Origin of the sequence: Crocinitomix catalasitica ATCC 23190, from assembly GCF_000621625.1 — a bacterium.
GTDB lineage: Bacteria > Bacteroidota > Bacteroidia > Flavobacteriales_D > Crocinitomicaceae > Crocinitomix > Crocinitomix catalasitica.
The window spans coordinates 283,700-302,831 of sequence record NZ_JHXV01000005.1 but is presented as its reverse complement, the minus strand read 5'-3'; the positions used below and the strand labels follow the sequence as shown (position 1 = coordinate 302,831).

Below are 19,132 nucleotides of genomic sequence, written 5' to 3'. Positions count from 1 at the left end.
TTTCAATTTATTTTTATTGATAATCAGGTATTTAAGGTCTGTTTATTCGTTTGGCAAATTAATTGCCTTTATATAGTCAAACAATAATTAAAACAATAAATTTTATGAAAACGATTAAAGTAGCAAGTATTATAGGGTTATCAGCGTTAACATTATTTTCATGTAGTAAATATGAAGAGAATGACGGTGTTACGGTAAAATCAAAAAAAGCGAGAGTAGCAAATACGTGGGTAATTGATCAAGCTTTCAGTGATGGAGAAAATGTTACTGAAAATTATGATGAATTTACATTAACGACGAAAGAAGATGGAGATGCACAGTTGAATGCGAAGTTTGAATGGGGACCATTTTCTTACGAATATGAGACTGATGGAACTTGGGAGTTTACATCGTCAAAAGAGAATATCTCATTCGATTATGAAGATGACGACGCTGACAAAACTTATCAAATCTTAAAATTAGAAGTTGATGAAATGTGGTTGAGAGAAACAGGTGGAGAAGATGAGTTGCATTTGAAAGCTCAATAATTGAACAATATTTAAAGTATTATTATCACCTTGGGTTTAAGCTTAAAAGCTTAAACCCTTTTTTTATTTTTTATCATCAAATACTTTCTTATTTTTAGATTGTAAGAAACTTAAAACTTTATGAGCGCAAAATCAGTTAATGATTCGAGAACAACGATAACAGAATTAATGATTCCACATTTCGCTAATTTTTCAGGGAAGGTACATGGTGGAATTTTACTTTCCTTGATGGATAAGGTGGCTTATGTGTGTGCAGCGAAACATTCAGGAGCTTATTGTGTAACGGTATCTGTTGATGGTGTTGAGTTTCGAGAACCTGTAGAAGTAGGGGAATTAGTATCGTTGGCAGCGTCTGTTAATTACGTCGGTAACTCTTCAATGATTATTGGGATCAGAGTCGAATCACTTAAACCCAAGACAGGGGAGGTGACCCACACAAATTCATGTTATTTTACAATGGTCGCCAAAAATGAAGATGGAACCTTACAGCAAGTTCCTGAATTAATTTTAGAGTCACGAACGGATATAAAAAGGTTTTATGAAGCCAAAAAATTAAAAGAAAAACGCCGAGAAATTGATGAGATTATGCATAAAGAAAGACTTCATCTATCTGCTGAAGTTATTGCTCAAGAGATTAAAGATAATCGTTGTATAATTAACTTAAAATAAATTTACCAACCCTTCAAGCAATATTTCCGTTATATAATTAAGGGAACGGTTTATTACCCTTGCAGATTATATTTATTTATACGGTTTTATTAAGAGTTCTTTGTGCTAACGAAGAACTCTTTATTTATATTTGAATATGAGTAAGAGATCCCTTCAAAAGTATTTAACCGATCTATCTAAGGAAGAGCTAGAAGAGCAAGTATTGGAATTGTACAATAGAATTAAAGAAGTTAAAACTTTCTATGATTTTGTTTTTAATCCAAGAGAAGAAAAATTGTTTGAAGCTGCAAAGTTCAAAATCTCTAAAGAGTATTTCCCGCCGAACAGAAGGAAGGCTAAGAAAAGAAGGTCTGTCGCTCAAAAGGAAATAAAACAATTTAGAATTTTGGATGCAGATCCTAGTAAAATTGCTGATTTAATGCTTTATACTATTGAAATTGCATTAGTTTTTAACGCTGATTCTCCACAAACACAATTGGCCTTTTATAAAAGTTATTTGAATACATACAATGAATTCATTAAGTATACTACCGAATTGGGGATCATTAGTTTTTATGAAGATAGGATTCATAAAATTGTGAAAGATATCGAAGCACAGGAATGGCCTAATTCACATCTATATGAGCTTCCATATTAAATAAGCGAAAAAAAAACGGTGACCTCATTGAGATCACCGTTTTATATTTTAAAGCGATTGTTTAAAAATTGAGTTAATTACTCAATAATCGTCATCTCATCAATTAAGTTATTAGCACCTGCGCATTTATCAATAATGAATAATACGTATCTGATATCAACACTAATTGTTCTTTGAAAGTTTTTCTCAAAAGCAATATCACCACTCATAGCTTCCCAGTTGCCATCAAATGCACATCCGATTAATTCACCGTTTGCATTCATTACTGGACTGCCAGAGTTACCACCAGTAATATCATTGTTGGAGATAAAGTTTACCCATAAATTACCGTCTTTTGCATATCGACCATAATCTTTTGCTTCATACAATTCTTTTAATTTTGCAGGAACGATAAACTCATCATTCGTAGGATCTTCTTTAGCCATTAAGCCGTCAATAGTCGTGTAGTAAGGGTAAGTTTTACCTTCAATTGAAGTATATGGTAAGATATTTCCAAATGACAATCTAAGGCTGAAGTTTGCATCTGGGTAATACTTCGTTTTCTTATTCATTTGACGTAAACCATCAATAAATAAACGATTTGCCTTATTCAATTGAGCTTGTGCCATTTGTGTTTCAGGACCATAATTATATTTTCTAAATTGATCCAATAAATCTTGGTTTAGCATGAATAATATTTCATTCTCTAAAATAGTTTTAGTTGGATTTGCAATGAATGCAGAATAACGTTTTTCACTCGTGAATACAGAATTCTTTACAGCATCATTCGCAAACTTTTTCCAATCACCATTATACTCTTTATGTAAGGCTTCTATTTTTTCACCGTGCTGATCTTTGGGTACATTGTTATAATACATTTCAAGCATTGCAGCTATAAGAGATTCTTCTGTCTCAGCGTTAAACGTTTTGAAGAATTCTTCTTTTTGTTTCTCTAAACCTTCTGCAGATTTAGAAATGGCTGCTTCATCTAGTTTTTCAGCTTTTAATTGGTTGTATAGTCCTGTGTGTTGAATTAAGAATTTATTTAGTCCTATAGAATATACCGATTCGAAGAAATAAACCTGTAAATCATTTACAACTTTCAATTTATCATAAGCCTGATCGATGTCTGATATAACGTTTCCATATTTTTCTTGTCTTTTAGATTTTGCATTTACCCAATTAGAAAAATCTTTTTCTATCGTTTGTTTTTTCTCAAAAACTTTGTTGTTTTTTAATTGCTCAGTTTGACCAATAAAATACTTCCAGTAATTACTTACTTGTGCGTAAGTTGAAGCGTATTTGATTCTTGTAGCGGCATCTTTGTTCATGTCAGCTTTCATAATATCAAGCTTTTTACCACGAATTTTAACACGACTTGGTTGATCTTTCTCGATCGCCATTTTTACGCCATAAGATGTTAAGAATCTATCAGTACTCCCAGGAAACCCCATAACCATCGCAAAATCTTCTTCAGCAATTCCTTTAATGCTAATTGGTAAATAATGCTTTGGAGCATAAGGTTTATTGTCTACAGAATAAGGTGCTGGTTTATTATCCGCACCAGCATAAATTCTGAATAATGAAAAATCACCTGTGTGACGTTCCCACATCCAGTTGTCAGTATCCCCACCATATTTACCAATTGATGATGGTGGAGCTCCAGCTAAACGAACATCTTCGAAGATTTCATAAACAAATAAATAGAATTCATTTCCACCATAAAAAGGTTTTACTTCTGCCGAGTAATGTGTACCTAAAATAGCTTCGTTAGAAAGTTTATCTGACATTTCACGAATCATAGCATTTCTTGTTGCTTCATCCATATCGTCTGTCAAAACTTCAGCGATTGATTTTGTCACATCAATAGTATTAACGACAATAGAAATTGTTAATCCTGGGATTGGTTTTTCTGCTGCATAATTTTCAGCCCAAAATCCGTCAGTTAAATAATCATTCTCAGGTGTAGAGTTTTCTCTGATGGCATCGTAACCACAATGGTGATTGGTTAACATTAAACCTTTAGGAGAAATGATTTCACCAGTACAAAAACCTCCTAATGAAACAATCGCATCTTTAACACTTGGTTTTTTTGTATTGTAGATATCCTTGTATGAAAGTTGCAGACCAGCTGCTTTCATACTTTTGGCATAGGTTTTCAATTGGAACGGCAAGTACATGCCTTCATCCGCACGTAAAAATTGCGAGGATGTAAATAATAGAATTAAGATTAAATATTTCATGTATGTTATAATTTTAACCCCCAAAAGTACGTTTTAAAGGCCTAAAATCAATGAAAATATCATTAAATATTCAAAATAAAATGAATAATTAATTCCTTAAAAATGGAAGTATTTAATTCTTAACGAACTGTTGTCTAAAGACACCTGTAGAAGTAGATATCTCAGTAATATAGATGCCTTTTTCTAAGGATTCCGTCTGAACTTGATGCTCATTTGTTGAGCGTACCAATTGTCCAGTTGAATTGTAAATTTTCACGTTCTCTACAGGTTGATCACTACTGATATTTAATATGTTTTGAACTGGATTTGGGAATAATGAAATTGAAGCGGGAGCTGGTGTAGTAATCGATGCAAATTCAGAACCTAATATTGCAAAATCATCAATTAAGAGAATGAACCCGTCATTAGTAACATTCTTGAATGCGATATAAATATCCTGATTACTGTATCCTTCTAAATCAAGTTGGACACTTCTCGTATTCCAAAGCGCATTCTCTTCTGCAACAGTAGCAATAGTATCTGTAAAACTCGCTGGCAAACTATCCGTTGTCGATAATAAAACAAAGTAGGTTTCTGGATAGGAAGCGTCAACCGATTTCGCAGACCAAAGTAATCTACTATATGACCCGATACCAATTCTATTTGAAATTAAGTAATCAGCTGAGAATCCACTTGGAGTGTAAAAAGATGTGCTAGCCATTGCTGCTTCGCCATCCATATTATAAGGAATCCATGCCGAAGTAAATTCTTCAACCTCGGGTGCCGGAATATTTGAATCACCATCATAAACTGTCCATTGAGCAGGTAATCCATCTGTAAAGTCTTCTTGTACGATAACTTCTTGTGCTTGGCTAGTTGTAGCTGCAACTATGATCAATAAACTGTTTAAAATATATTTCATTCAATTTTTTTTTACAAAAATAAGGATATGCTTCAATAGATGAGGCGATTTAACAGAATTTAGCAGATAAATTATTCGAATGAAAAAATAAAAAGTTCTTCATTCTCCTTTTTAAAGAAATGTTTCTCTCTCGCATACTTCTCTAAAGAACGTAAATCTTCAAGTTCAGCAATTGAATTTTTTAATTCTACTATCCCTGCTTTTTTACGTGTGATTTCCAACTCTAAGGCTTCAACTTTCTCTTTGCGTTTGATAAGTGTGACAATATCGGTATCGTGCATAATTAGTATGTACAATAAAACGAATGCCGAAGACAGAATGTATTTGTTCTTTAGATATGGCAACAGTTTTTTCACAGTTCAAATTTAAGCACAGATTGCCTTGATAATATGTGTATAGCTTAATTCTTATTAACAGGCTTAGTTTAAAAACGTTTAAACATTACGCTCATTCAAAAGAATGCCAGTCTTTAAAAGTTGATTTTACTTTTTTAGTTCCAATTTTCCGCGTGATAAAATCCTTTTCTAATAAAGGACTGCGGGATGGTGAGTATTCGCGTCCGTAATAGATGATTTGTACGTGAAGTTTGTTCCACTTTTCACGGGGGAATATTTTTTTTGCATCATTCTCAGTTTGAACGACAGATTTGCCATTTGTAATACCCCAGCGTGTTAACAATCGGTGAATATGAGTATCTACAGGAAAGGCTGGAATATTAAATGCTTGTGCCATTACTACAGATGCTGTTTTATGACCGACTGCAGGAAATGATTCTAATGCTTCAAAATCTGCAGGAACAACGCCATTGTATTGTTCAACTAACATCTGTGAAAGGCCATATATTCCTTTCGATTTCATTGGTGATAAACCACAAGGTCTAATAATTTCTTTAATTTCGGCGACATCCAATTTTATCATGTCAAAAGGATTGTCAGCACGTTTGAATAGGATAGGAGTGATGGTGTTTACACGTTTGTCTGTGCATTGCGCAGACAGTAAAACAGCTATCAATAATGTATAAGGATCTTTATGATCTAATGGAACTTCAACTGTAGGATAAAGTTCTTCCAAAGCTTCAATTATATACGCTGCTTTCTCAATTTTAGTCATTCGATTTAATTTTAAATCCGTTTTTAATGAAACGAATAAAATCTTTAAACCCTGATTTTGTTGTTAGCGTTTCCTTCACAACAGATTTTTGAGTAGGCTTCACTTCATTAGTGACTTCTTCTTGATCACGCTCTTTTGATTGTCGCGCAATTCTAGTCGCTGTTACACCCGTTAAATCATCTGATTTTTTAAAATTCGATTTAGCCTTATTCGCGTAGCCTAATTGTTCTTGAGCTAATGCGAGGTTATTATAATTAATGCCGTCAGAAGGATCTAGTTCAGCAGCTTTTTCATAATCAGCAACAGCGCCTTCTAAATCACCAATTCTAGTCTTTAAATAAGCTCTACTGGCGTATCTATAACTATAAAGTGGATCAATTTCTGCTGCTTTATTCATATCAATCAAGCTCAAATCGTAACGTTCTATATTCAAGTACGCGACAGCTCGTTGCGAAAGTGCATCCGCATGCCCATTTTCAAGTGTTATAACTTCTGTAAATATTTTTATGGCATTAATATGATCATTTTCTTTAACTTTGATCATGCCTTCATCAAATAATGCTTTTGTTGACATAGTACAAATTTAATTCTTTTAGCTTTTGTTTCCTATTTATCGAAAATATGTTGGTCGGAATGTTTGGTTTAAAATTTTAAATCAAAATGAATTCCTAGAAATTAACCAATTGGGTTCTAAATTTCTAATTCATCATATAAATGCTCAGCAATACCCTGAGATTTTATTAATTCAAGACATGATTAATAAAATGGAAGATAGGTGGGAAGATGCTGATTCGGAATTTATTGACGGATTATTAAAAGCGAACAATTATTAAAGTTTAATCCCATTCCACAATATCACCGCGTTCACGATTTAAAAGATCTTGCGGAATACTTGTTTTTATTGACTGTTCTAAAACGTCTAGAATTCGTTTTTTGATAAATTTTCGATTGGTAATAAGGCTCACTTCTCGAACAGGTTTGATATGTTTAAATGGTTTTACAAAAGCGGATCTTTTTTTACTTAAATCCCTTGTAGCAAGCTCTGGAATCAATGTTAAACCTCCTTCTTTGTCGACCAATTTTATCAATGTTTCTATAGATGCACTTTCATAATGAAACGAAGTCTTGTCAAAATCCTCTTTTAATTCACATAGGTTCACTACCTGATTTCTAAAACAATTTCCATTGCTCAATAACCAAATTTTCTCCTTTTTCATTCGCTCAATATCAATCGCTTGAAGATTGGCAAAGTTATGATCAGCGTTACAATACAAAAGAATTTTTTCGTAGAATAGGGGCGAATGATTAAAACCAGGTTTGTTATAAGGTGTCACTAAAATTCCTACATCGATGATGTCACTTTCTAATGCTGTAGCAATATCCTCTGATAACATCTCTTTGATGGTGATTTCTAACCCGTCATATTGCTTAGAAAAACTACCTATAAATTCCGGTAATAAATAAGGCGCCAATGATGGAATAATCCCAATTCTTAATTCACCTACTAAAGTTTTTTTATTGATTTGAATGATTTCATCAATCTGTTTGGTTTCTTTCAGGATTACTTTTGCTTGATTGATGATGAGTTCGCCAATGTCCGTTGCTTTAATAGGCTGTTTAGATCTATCAAAAAGAATGATCCCCAGATCTTCTTCCAGTTTCTTAATTTGCATGCTCAACGTTGGCTGTGTAACAAAACATTTTTCAGCAGCAAGTGAGAACTGTTTGTATGAATCCAGCGCAACAATATACTCTAATTGTATTAAACTAATCATAGGGTCAAATATAGATAAAATTAATGTTGCTATAAATAATATCAATTTGATTGATGCTTAAATTTTTAGTAAATTTGTGTAAACAAAAAATAGATAATATGAAAGTTAATTATATAGGATTAGACAGTGAAAAAACAGGTGTCGTAATCAATAAATTGAACCATTTATTAGCAGATTATCAACAGTTTTACATGAATATTAGAGGGTTTCATTGGAATGTTAAAGGGAATTCGTTTTTTGAACTACATGTTAAGTTCGAAGAGATCTATACAGATATAAATTTAAAGGTTGACGAAATTGCTGAAAGAATTTTGGCATTAGACGGAACGCCTTTGCATAGTTTTACTGATTATCAAAAAATATCGAAGGTTAAGGAGACAAAAAATTTAACTGAAGGAAAAGAAATGGTTGGTGTTTTACTGGCTGATTTTAAAACGTTGATTGAAGCCCAACGCGATATTCTTGCAGAAGCCGGTGAGAATTCTGATGAAGGAACAGTTTCTTTGATGAGTGATTATATAACAGAGCACGAGAAAACGATGTGGATGTTGAAGGCTTATTTGGCTTAATTTATACGAAACTAGTAGTTTAAGTGGTGAAACGTATTGTGATTATATTAACAGTGATATAAATACAATAAGTTTTTTGCTACTAATCACTAGTTAATGATAGATTTGCACTTAAATTCGAAAGTATGTTTTCAAAAGACGAAGAAAAGGAATTCAAAGCAAAGTTTTGGAGCGATTTAAATGAAGAGTTAGCATTGGTTAAAGGTGTTCATGCCAATAAAGTGAATTGGACAAACTTTAATACTGGAATTAAGAATATCTATTTTCGTATTGATATAGAGGGAGATATTCCAAAGATTTGTATTGATATTCAATTTTTGGATGCTGGTATACGTGAAATATATTACCAACAATTTGAAGAGTTTAAAGAACGTTTAGACAAGTCTTTTAAAGGTGAAATTAAGTGGCTTCCAACATTCGAACATTCGAATACACGAACAATTTCTCGTATTTCTGTAGCTAATCCTGATCTAAATACAAGGAATCATGATGAATGGCCAGCTATTTACGCCTTTTTAATTGAAAACTTTCAGGTATTAGAAAGCTTTTGGGCAGAATTCAACGAAGTTTTTAAAGCGCTTAAATAAGCTTATTCGAGTACCAATTCCTTTTCATAACTCCAATAACCACCAAAGATTCCAAAACCGTTGGTGAAATTTGAATAAACTTGAACTGGTTCAGCGAAAAAATTCCCTTCAGTTTGCCAATATTTATCCAACGATAAACGGTGTTTGATTATGCCTTCACTATAAGAGTTGAGTTGAATATTTAAGGTATCACCACTACCAACTCCTTTCTCAAGTGTGAAAGAGATTCGGCTTCCATCTTTATTTTTATCATCAAATAGTAGTTCCAGACCACAAAATTTGCCGTTAATATTAGCGGTATTATCGAAAAATGTTTCTTGCGTACAAATAAAATAATCGTCGTATGTTACTTCAATTGAATCTTCTAATTCATAATCATAATAGGTTGATGTTCCAGTGTAATAAACCGAAATTCCATAATTATTGATTTCATTGGCTTGATCAGTAAATGCCACATGCAGGTCTGTTCCACGCTCGCTAATCTCATATGAATATTCGATATCATTTGCTTTAGATGGCATTGTAAATGAACTCTCAGCTGATTCGAAATCGGGATGAGATACAACAAGCTTATAATTAGTAAGTGGAGTCAATACCAAATTCGAATAATAATAAACACCTGGACGAGTCAATGGATTATATTCTACAAACTCTCCCAATTTTACGTCGTTTTCAAATATTTCAACTTTAGCGTTGGAAAGTGTCTTAGCTGAGAAATCATTCGATAATATGCTAACACTCTGTGATACTAGACAATAATTTGTGTCAGCTTGTGTTAACTCTGCTTGTACAACCAGTCTAGATGCTGACTCTTCCTCCTTAAAAGGAATTTCTTTCTCACAAGAAATCGTTATCATGAAGATAGCAGCAGTGATATATTTAAAATAGTACATAAAATTAAAATTTAAAGGCATAACTGACTGAAGGGATTAAAGGGAATAGACTGTATTGTATTAATCCCAATTTGCTGTAGCCATTATTGTCTAGCTGATCAGAATAACCGACTTCCAAATAAAAAGGATTCTTTCTATTATAAGCATTGTAAATGCCGAAACTCCAAGTAGCTGTTCCCCATTTTTTCTCTTTATGAATGTTTACTCCAACATCTAGCCGATGGTAAGAAGGCATTCTATAATTGTTTTTGCTAGCGTAGTGGTCAATAGCCTGAGTTTGATAATTACCATTACTAACACCGCCTTGGCCCTGTAAATAGTGATACTTTTGAAAAGCCATAGAGACTGCATTACCTGTTCCATAAACCCAAACAATGCCAATATCAATTTTATCATTGAATTTATGCGTTAGCACAAAGCTCACATCATGTCGGCGATCATAACGATAAGGATATGTTTTACCGTCATTTAAATTTTCAAACTTTCTATTGGTCCAAGAGAGTGTATAACCAATCCAACCAGTTGTTTTACCCATTTTCTTTTCGAATAAAATTTCGGCACCGTAACTTACACCGTCTCCAACTTCAACTAAATTTTCCCAATCTTGATTCGATCCAAAAAAGCTTGCACCTTCTTTATATTCTATTAAGTTTGACATGGTTTTGTAATAACCTTCTACACTTATACGAAAGCCCTTTGGTAACTCGCGTGTATAACCCGCGGCAAATTGATGTCCTGTTTGAGGAGGAATACTATCTGTAGCTGGTACCCATAAGTCTGTCGGTAAACCAATAGATGTATTTGTTAATAGATGCAAGAACTGTGCTGTTTTCGCGTATGATAATTTTAATGAAGATTTTTCATCTAGTTTATAATTGATAGCAATTCTTGGCTGTAAAGAAGAATAGTATTTTTCTCGTACAAGAAAGTTCGAAAAATGTAAGCCGAAATTTACAGCTAATCTTTTACCAATTTTAACATCATCTTGAATAAATGCGTAAAATTCGTGTGAGTAGATTTGTTTCGAGCCAAAACTTGTATCAATTGAAGCGCCGCCTTCGACTAAATTTAACTGATTAACTCCCGGTTTAAAAGTATGATACGTTTCACCGATACCAAATTTAATTTCATTGTTCGGATTTAAGTAGTAATAAAAATCCAATTTACCGCCCCAATCGTTAATGCCTGAATCATAATCAAAAGTGAAATTATCTACTGGATTCTTTTCGTTGTCAACTTCATAAGTTTTATTTCCGAATCCTGTATTAAATTTATAATTACTATAATTTATAGTTGTATTCATGAATAATTTAGGGCCATATTGATGGTTCCATCTCAAAGCCATTATTTTATTACCCCATTTCATACCTCCCGTAGATTCATCAACGTATGTCTTACCGGTGTTACCAACGAACTCTCCTTTATTATCAAGATAGAATTTATCATCCCCCATATACGCACTGAAGTAGATTCGATTTTTAGTATTTATGATATGGTTTATTTTTGCGTTTACATCATAAAAAAAATAACCAAGATTTATCTTTTCATTTCCAGCTCCAGGTATGCCTTCATTACTTTTTTTATTGGCGTAATTGATAAAAGGCTTAGATAAAATATCGATATAAGTCCTCCGCCCAGAAATCATAAAAGAAGTTTTGTCTTTAATTATTGGCCCACTTAACATTAATTTAGAAGAGATAATACCTATAGATCCTTCACCATGAATTTTTTTCATGTCACCATCATTCATTCGAATATCAATTACGGAAGATATTCTACCGCCATATTCAGCAGGGAATCCTCCTTTAATCAATTTCACTTGATTGATGGCATCAGCATTAAATACAGAGAAAAAACCAAAAAGATGATTGGCGTTATAAATTGGAACGCCATCTAAAAGAATTAAGTTTTGATCTGGTCCTCCTCCCCGTACATATATTCCACTAGAACCTTCACTTCCTGACTGAATACCTGGTAGAAGTTGAGCTGTTTTTATGATATCTCTTTCCCCTAATAAAACAGGTAAGGTCTTTACCTTTTCCATTGATAATTCTATCGTGCTTATTTCTGTACTTTCTTGCGCCTTTTTCTGGCCAGTGACAGTTACTGTTTCAAGTTGCCCCGCAGGAATTAGTTCAATATTTAAAGTAATATTCTCGTTTAATTCAATTAATTTTTTTGAAGGTTCTTTGCCTACAAAACTAAATAACACGACGTGGTTACCTTCAGGGAGCGTGATACTATAAAATCCATAAACATTAGAAACTGCACCTTTTTTTAATGAGTCAATATATACTCTTGCACCAATTAAAGATTCTCCTGTTTCAGCATCTTTAATATAGCCACTTAATGTGTTATTCTGACAATAACCAATATTGGAGAATAAGAAGAGAAGGATAAAAAAGGCAAAACTGAAACTGAGATGTATTTTAAACATTTAGTAATTTTTAACAAGGAACGACAAAAGTGTATATAATATTATAAATGCGAAAAAAATATTTTTACGATAACTATTCTAATTTACAATGGGGTATATATATTTATTGTTGAAACCTAACTTTTTCGTTTTCGTATACGTCTATGCAGAAATATTATAGTATTTTTTAATACATTGATACAATATTAAAATTACTTTTGACATTGAATTCTGTTGAGCGATTAAATTATAGATAATAAAAAATAAAAAAAAATAATTTGGTAGCTCAAATTTGAAAGAAGAATGATTATGTAAACATGATTAATATATAGATACGATTTAAGAATCGTTAATTAAGATTTATTGCTAATTGCTCCTCAAAAAACTACGCTATGAAACTCTTATTAACCCTAATTACCCTGAGCTTGCTATGTTTAAATGGTAAGGCTCAAAAGCCAGTCGAAGATAAAATCTCTAAGAAAACGCTAAAGTCCATTTCTTTGCTTACTGAATATTTGACATTAGGAATGTCCGATAAGCATGAAAAGGTTGAGGCCATATATACTTGGATTACCGAGAATATAGAGTATGACTATGCCTTGATAGAAGGAGATGATTATTTTACAGGAATTGATCCCACAAAAGTTTTAAAATCTAAGAAAGCGATTTGTAGCGGGTACGTAGAATTAATGAAAGCGATGTTAGATCACGCTGGTATTGTTTCGGAAACAATAAATGGCTATACTCGTGATGTAAGTTGGAGTCCCGGACAATTGGTAATGGTTGAATCTCATGCTTGGATCGGTTATAAAATAAAAGAGCAATGGTATTTGGCGGACCCTACTTGGGATGCTGGGTATATTGGACGAATTCCAACCCATTCTAAGCCTTATAAAGCAAAAGAATATAAAGAGAAAGTCTTTAAATCAACAAGCCAAGAAGAGAAGGTGCTTACTAAACGAGCAGCGAAAGAAGAAAAACGGAAAAAGGCATATGATTCCAAACCTAAATATTCTAAGAAAATAGGATTCGTTAGACAACCGACATACGAGTATTTTAATTTACATACAGATACCTTTTTATTGACCCATTTGCCTATCAATCCAATTTGGCAAATGCGATCGAATATCATATCTATTGAAGAGTTTTCAACCACAGAAGATTCAATTATCCTTCATTTGAGTAATAATAAAGGGTTGAACATTGATTATCTTAGTGAAATTGAGAACTATCAAAGCAAAGATTATCTTCATCAGTTATTAATTAACGGAGAAGATGGATTTGATTACAATCAATACAATCCGAGTGTAAAAGCGATGAATTACTACAATTTCATGGCGTTGATCAGTAATAAAAATGTCCAAAAATTAGCAAGGGGAAGTATTTATGAAATTACACCTGCAAAATATGAGTATTTGAGAGGGATAAATGATACCGTGATTAAATACGGGAAATTATACAAGACATTCGAAAAGGGAGTTTATAAGGAGAATCGAACATATGATAAATCAAATTATAAGGCTACGACATTCAACGATAAAAATATTTCGAAAAATGTTCTTAAAATGAACAAGGAAAATGAGAAATTAATCGCTAAAATTCATAAGAATTTTGATGTGATTGAATCTAATTTAATGAGGATTGTTACAGATAGGGAAAATTATGAAATGAAGTTTCCAGGCGTCGTGAATTATGAGCGTCCGGCAGATTTAGATACCTTATTATTGGGCGTTTGGAAAGATTCAATATTATTGGAACGTCAAATATTGCAAGATCTATATGATAAGTATGATACGTTACGATCGTACAGTTCTATCAATGATTTATTGTCGAACATTCAGAATATTAATTATCTATTCCAAAAAAATGCAGAGTTTATCCAGTTCAATAGTTATTCGAACAATGAGATTATTGATCATGTAGATAGTTTATTGTATTTCTATGCGGCACATTCTAATCAATTGTATAAAGATTCTATTCCATTAGAAATTATGGGTAAGGACGTAATGAATTCGTTAAAGAATGGAAAGAATTATATGAGAGGAGCAAAGGCGGATTTAAGAATTCTTTTAAACGAAGGTAAAATTACTTCAATTACTCCTTATGAAACCTATATGTTGAGAGAATATATGCTTTTACTGAATTTAGCTGAAGAAGCCAATTTGGCGAGTGGATTTTTTAATGAAGAAGTAGATGGTATTTTAAAAAATCATTCTGTACTGAATAGTTTTGAAAAACAAATGGAGGATCAAACTAAATTAAAAGAAGATAAAAATGCATATGTCATTGAGCGAACAGAGACGGAGCACAGGAGGAGTGAAAAATTGATTGAGCGCATTCAAACCGACGCGGGTAAATGGAAAGAAACTTATAAAAAACCGAAGGGTTAATATTAAAGTAAATCGATCTACTAAAGCGTTCAAATGTAATTTAATTTCATTCTGGGACTGGAATTGCAATATTATAATTTGCATAACCTGCAAAAATACCCAAACCATTTTTTATATTCGAATGAACTAAAACAGGCTCTGCGAAATAATTCCCTTTAGTTAGCTCATATTTTAAAACTGATAATTTATATTTCATCATATCTTCGCTAAAAGATTTAAAATTAATGAATAAGGTGTCAGAAAAACTTTCATTAAGATTTGATTTCAACTGAATATCTATCCGCCTCCCATCTTTATTTTTATCATTAAAAAGTAGTTCTGGGTCACAGTAGTTTCCATCAGAATTTATTGTGTTTAAGAAAAAGGATTCGTTGCTACAAAAAAGGTTTTTGTTCAAGCTGGTTAGAATTGTAGTGTCAGCTGTCAGAGGATCTATGAAAATGTTTTTAACAATTGAGTAAGCTCCTAATCCATAAAAGTTTGCTTCATCTGAATTATCAGTGAAAGACATGTTTGCTACATATCGCTCACCAGTTTTAAGGAGATTAATATCAACGGGGTTTAAAATTGAAGGCATGATAAAACTACCTTCGACGGTTTCGTATTTTGGATGTGAGACAATTATTTTATAAGTTCTCCTAGCTTTTACAACTAATCCAGTTATATAATAAGTTCCAGGTTTATAAATGGAGTTTAAATATTCAAAATTCCCTATTTCTACATCGTTCTCAAATAGTGTTATTGTGGCGTCATTGACATAAGGTTCATTGAAGTTACCATCTAATACACTTAAACTGCTACTAATAATGCAATAATTGGTGTCTTTAGTTGTAATTTCAGACTGAACAACCAATCTGTATTTTTCTTGATCTTCGTTAAAAGGTAATTCTTTTTCACAAGATTGTAAGACTATAATCGCGATAAATAGATTGAAAATAATTCGTAACATAAATTAAAATTTGAATGAATAACTGATGGAAGGTAGAATAGGGAATAGACTATATTGAATTAATGCCTTTTTTGTAAACCCAAAACCTTCATTGTTTTTTTTATAACCGATATCTAAATAGAATGGATTTTTACGGTTGTATGCATTGTACAAACCAAAACTCCATTTTGCTTGACCCCATTTTTTTTCTTTAACGATATTTAGACTTAAATCTAATCGATGATAAGCCCTCATCCTATAATTATTCTTCTTTTCGTAGTGGTTTATTGTCTGTGAATCGTAATCTAGATTATCTTCTCCGTCTTGAAATTTTTGATACTTTTGAAAAGCCATAGTAACGGCATTTCCAGTGCCATAAACCCAAACTGCCCCTATGCTAATTTTTTCATTGAACTTATGTGTTAGCACAAAACTAATATCATGTCTTCTATCGTATCGATAAGGAAATTCTTTACCGTCATTAATGTTTTCAAAAAATCTATTCGCCCAAGATAATGTATAACCTATCCATCCCGTTGTTTTACCGAATCTTTTTTCAAAAAGTAGTTCAACCCCATAACTATCTCCTTTTCCAATTTCGACTTTATTTTCCCAGTTCTGATTGGCGTTAAAAAAACTGGCACCCTCTTTATATTCAATCAAATTAGACATTTTCTTATAGTATCCTTCAATGTTAAATCGGTATGATCTATTCAATTGATGAGCATATCCTAAAGCAAATTGATGACCGATTTGGGGAGGTATTTTGTCAGTAACTGGTACCCATAAATCAGTTGGTAACCCGATTGTCGTATTCGTTAGAAGATGTAAAAATTGTGATGTCTTAGCATAAGAGAGTTTTATCGATGATTTTTCTTGTAACCTTATATTTAAATTAATTCGTGGTTCAAGAATACCATAATGATTATTTCTTACAAAAAAGTTGGCATAATTTAAACCTAGATTAGCTTGAAATCTTCTCCCTATTTTGAAATCATTTTGAATGAAGGCATTCAACTCATGCGCATAAACATTTTTTGTACTATACATTGTGTCAATTTTGCTGATAGAATTAAAAGAATATATTTCATTGATGCCTGGATTAAAAGTGTGATATGTTTCTCCCAACCCAAACTTTATTTCATTTCGAGGATTTAAGAAATATGTAAAGTTTAATTTTCCTCCAAAATCTGTAATACCAGAATTATATTGAAAAGAGACTTCTTCAATTTTTTTATCGGGTTTAGATTGATGGTATGAATTATTTCCAAATCTAGTTTCGAATTTATAACTGCTATAGTTTAATACACTATTCATAAATAGTTTTGGATTAAATTGATGATTCCAATTCAATGCAATAATTTTATTCCCCCAATCCATTCCAGAACTCGATTCTTTAGTGCTTTGAATACTGTCTGTATCCGTATAATTAGCTGAATTATTTAATTTAAATCGATCATTGCCTAAATAAAAACTTAGGTATATTCTGTTCTTGGTGTTGATAATATGATTGATTTTAGCATTAATATCATAGAAATAATACCCTAAATTCGTCTTTTGTTCATCAGTCTTATTTTTATTTATACTTTTCAAGATAGGTTTTGATAAAATATCTAAATAAGTTCTTCTTGCCGAAATCATGAAGGAGGTTTTGTCTTTCACGATTGGTCCATTTAACATGAGTTTAGAAGATATAATACCAACTGAACCTTCACCGTGAATTTTCTTCATGTCACCGTCATTCATTCTAATATCAACAACAGATGATATTCTTCCGCTATACTCGGCAGGGAATCCTCCTTTAATTATTTTTACTTGTTTGATAGCGTCCGCGTTGAAAACTGAAAAGAAACCAAATAGGTGATTAGCATTGTAGATAGGTACACCATCCAAAAGAATTAAGTTTTGATCGGGTCCACCTCCTCTAACGTATACTCCACTTGAACCTTCACTTCCCGATTGAATGCCAGGTAATAATTGAGCGGTTTTAATGATGTCTTGTTCTCCTAAAAGTACGGGAAGTGTTTTGACTTTTTCCATGGACAATTCAACAGTCCCCATCTCCGTACTTTCGAACTGTTCTTTTTCATGAGACACTAAAACTGTCTTTAAATGACCTACTGGTTTAAGGTGCATATCAAAGTTTTTGTCCTCGTCTAATTTAATCAGTGATTTTATGGGCGTTTTTCCTACGAAACTGAATGTAACCGTATGAATTCCTTTTTCAAGTGTTAAGCTGTAAAAACCAAATGAATTGCTAACTGTTCCTACCTTTAATGAATCTATATAAACACGAGCATTTATCAAAGTTTCACCATTTTCTGCATCTTTGATAAACCCACTTAAGGTATACCTCTGTGCATAACTTCCAAAAGAAAATGTGAAGAGCCCAATACAGATTAATCCTAATATTTTTTTTAACATTGGTTAAATTTTGACATTTATATGGTAAAATTGTTATTAATAATTTAATTTTAGATAGACTAAAAACTTAAATTATCCTAATTTTAATAAAACTAAATCGATAGTAACATATCGTTTTTAACGGGTAAATGTATGTGTGTTTAAACCCAGGGTTACAAACAACATGTAGATGGATATTTGAGTTAATAAAAAATAGTTGCCATTAGATAATATCCATATTTTTTTTTGAATTATAATTAAAAGAGCAAAACGCTATTGTTTACGCTATTAATTGTTTTTTCTTTTGATTAAAAGAAATTTAAATATGTTTTAACAACAGCAAAAAGTTCGATTTAGTTTTATTATGATTTGTTTGTTCCTAAGGTTAACCTTTTTTTCTGAGTAACCAAACTGCAAGAATTATTTCCTGTAAAACAAGTGGGCTTGACAGCAAACCATATTCAATAGAAACTACCTCTAATAATTCAAAAAGTAAAAAAAAGCTAGCTATCATTAATAAACCATTTCCAACAAAACCCCATATTGAAAGCCATTTTGGAATTAGTCTTGCTTTAAATAAAATAGAATAGAAAAGAACATTTCCCAAACCTGTCGCCAGAATAACTCCCAAATGATTTGTTAAGTCGCGGACCAAACATAATGATTCACCTATAAATTCATAGAATCCTAAATCCAAAGGATTAGCCGTTACATATCTTTGACTTAAAAGGATGAAAAGAGGTAGTATCATTATACCAAAAAGCTGGAAAGTACCCGCCATGATCCGAAAGCCAACAAATCCAATTGACAAGGACTTGTTATATTGTTTTAATAAAGGATATAGTACCAATGAAAAACCGATATAAACGGGTACAAGAAAAAATTGAAGTGTTGCTCCAAATAATACTTGATTTTTATTTCTACTAACTTCAGTAATGAAATTGTGGTCCTCTAACGAGGGAATTATACTTAAAACACCTATTATAATTCCCATAAGGATTAAGATTCCTGATGCCTTATACTTCCGTGAAATTATAGTATTATTCATTTTTGTACTTTTTTGTACAAAAATAGAACAGGGTTATTTCTTTTTCATTGACTTTAG

At 32.1% G+C, this 19,132-nt stretch carries 18 protein-coding genes; 7 read left to right on the top strand and 11 right to left on the bottom strand.

Annotated features, from left to right (window positions below; genetic code table 11):
- Positions 1–104: 104 nt before the first annotated feature.
- From T367_RS0103725 to T367_RS0103715, 3 genes are all read left to right on the top strand, one after another.
- Complete coding sequence (locus T367_RS0103725; RefSeq protein ID WP_027418646.1) at positions 105–527, top strand: hypothetical protein; 423 nt, start codon at positions 105–107, stop codon at positions 525–527.
- Positions 528–647: 120 nt separating this feature from the next.
- Entirely contained in the window at positions 648–1,196 is a 549-nt protein-coding gene (locus tag T367_RS0103720; RefSeq protein WP_027418645.1) for an acyl-CoA thioesterase, read from the top strand.
- Positions 1,197–1,332: 136 nt separating this feature from the next.
- On the top strand, positions 1,333–1,833 hold the full coding sequence (locus T367_RS0103715) for a DUF6155 family protein (protein WP_027418644.1): 501 nt from the start codon (positions 1,333–1,335) through the stop codon (positions 1,831–1,833).
- Positions 1,834–1,910: 77 nt separating this feature from the next.
- Here the strand turns inward: T367_RS0103715 and T367_RS0103710 are convergent, their stop codons facing one another.
- The 5 genes from T367_RS0103710 to T367_RS23625 all read right to left on the bottom strand — a co-directional run bounded on the left by T367_RS0103710 (position 1,911) and on the right by T367_RS23625 (position 6,640).
- Positions 1,911–4,055, bottom strand: coding sequence for a S46 family peptidase (locus T367_RS0103710; protein WP_035842295.1), 2,145 nt, complete (start codon positions 4,053–4,055; stop codon positions 1,911–1,913).
- 112 nt (positions 4,056–4,167) lie between these two features.
- The gene (locus tag T367_RS0103705; protein ID WP_027418642.1) at positions 4,168–4,956 is read right to left on the bottom strand and encodes a T9SS-dependent choice-of-anchor J family protein; all 789 of its coding nucleotides are present in this window, start codon (positions 4,954–4,956) and stop codon (positions 4,168–4,170) included.
- A gap of 71 nt (positions 4,957–5,027) precedes the next feature.
- Positions 5,028–5,312, bottom strand: coding sequence for a septum formation initiator family protein (locus T367_RS21260; RefSeq protein ID WP_157454114.1), 285 nt, complete (start codon positions 5,310–5,312; stop codon positions 5,028–5,030).
- Between the two features lie 91 nt (positions 5,313–5,403).
- Positions 5,404–6,066: an endonuclease III domain-containing protein gene (locus T367_RS0103695; RefSeq protein WP_027418641.1), complete on the bottom strand. Its 663-nt coding sequence runs from the start codon at positions 6,064–6,066 to the stop codon at positions 5,404–5,406.
- Complete coding sequence (locus tag T367_RS23625; RefSeq protein WP_051568326.1) at positions 6,059–6,640, bottom strand: tetratricopeptide repeat protein; 582 nt, start codon at positions 6,638–6,640, stop codon at positions 6,059–6,061. The genes T367_RS0103695 and T367_RS23625 overlap by 8 nt, the downstream gene beginning before the upstream one ends.
- 25 nt (positions 6,641–6,665) lie before the next feature.
- Between T367_RS23625 and T367_RS0103685 the strand changes: the two genes are divergently transcribed.
- Entirely contained in the window at positions 6,666–6,899 is a 234-nt protein-coding gene (locus tag T367_RS0103685) for a hypothetical protein (RefSeq protein ID WP_027418640.1), read from the top strand.
- Between the two features lie 3 nt (positions 6,900–6,902).
- Here the strand turns inward: T367_RS0103685 and T367_RS0103680 are convergent, their stop codons facing one another.
- On the bottom strand, positions 6,903–7,841 hold the full coding sequence (locus tag T367_RS0103680; protein ID WP_027418639.1) for a hydrogen peroxide-inducible genes activator: 939 nt from the start codon (positions 7,839–7,841) through the stop codon (positions 6,903–6,905).
- Positions 7,842–7,939: 98 nt separating this feature from the next.
- On the opposite strand from T367_RS0103680, the gene T367_RS0103675 reads away from it, so the two are divergent.
- Both T367_RS0103675 and T367_RS0103670 read left to right on the top strand, forming a co-directional pair.
- Positions 7,940–8,410 carry a Dps family protein gene (locus T367_RS0103675; protein ID WP_027418638.1) on the top strand — a complete coding sequence of 157 codons (471 nt, stop codon included), beginning with the start codon at positions 7,940–7,942 and terminating at the stop codon, positions 8,408–8,410.
- A 125-nt stretch (positions 8,411–8,535) separates the two neighbouring features.
- On the top strand, positions 8,536–8,997 hold the full coding sequence (locus tag T367_RS0103670) for a DUF4268 domain-containing protein (protein ID WP_027418637.1): 462 nt from the start codon (positions 8,536–8,538) through the stop codon (positions 8,995–8,997).
- A 2-nt stretch (positions 8,998–8,999) separates the two neighbouring features.
- Here T367_RS0103670 and T367_RS0103665 read toward each other — a convergent pair whose 3' ends face one another.
- Complete coding sequence (locus T367_RS0103665; protein ID WP_169736018.1) at positions 9,000–9,890, bottom strand: DUF4249 domain-containing protein; 891 nt, start codon at positions 9,888–9,890, stop codon at positions 9,000–9,002.
- A gap of 4 nt (positions 9,891–9,894) precedes the next feature.
- Positions 9,895–12,327: a TonB-dependent receptor gene (locus tag T367_RS0103660; protein ID WP_035842288.1), complete on the bottom strand. Its 2,433-nt coding sequence runs from the start codon at positions 12,325–12,327 to the stop codon at positions 9,895–9,897.
- A 371-nt stretch (positions 12,328–12,698) separates the two neighbouring features.
- On the opposite strand from T367_RS0103660, the gene T367_RS0103655 reads away from it, so the two are divergent.
- Positions 12,699–14,696 carry a transglutaminase domain-containing protein gene (locus T367_RS0103655; protein WP_084274295.1) on the top strand — a complete coding sequence of 666 codons (1,998 nt, stop codon included), beginning with the start codon at positions 12,699–12,701 and terminating at the stop codon, positions 14,694–14,696.
- 46 nt (positions 14,697–14,742) lie between these two features.
- Here the strand turns inward: T367_RS0103655 and T367_RS0103650 are convergent, their stop codons facing one another.
- From T367_RS0103650 to T367_RS0103640, 3 genes are all read right to left on the bottom strand, one after another.
- A complete protein-coding gene (locus T367_RS0103650) occupies positions 14,743–15,645 on the bottom strand; it encodes a DUF4249 family protein (RefSeq protein WP_027418633.1) in 903 nt (300 codons plus the stop codon).
- A gap of 3 nt (positions 15,646–15,648) precedes the next feature.
- Positions 15,649–18,048 (bottom strand): TonB-dependent receptor, encoded by a 2,400-nt coding sequence (locus tag T367_RS0103645; RefSeq protein WP_035842285.1) that lies wholly within the window; start codon positions 18,046–18,048, stop codon positions 15,649–15,651.
- 364 nt (positions 18,049–18,412) lie between these two features.
- The gene (locus T367_RS0103640; RefSeq protein ID WP_027418631.1) at positions 18,413–19,075 is read right to left on the bottom strand and encodes a DUF4386 domain-containing protein; all 663 of its coding nucleotides are present in this window, start codon (positions 19,073–19,075) and stop codon (positions 18,413–18,415) included.
- Positions 19,076–19,132 lie beyond the last annotated feature (57 nt).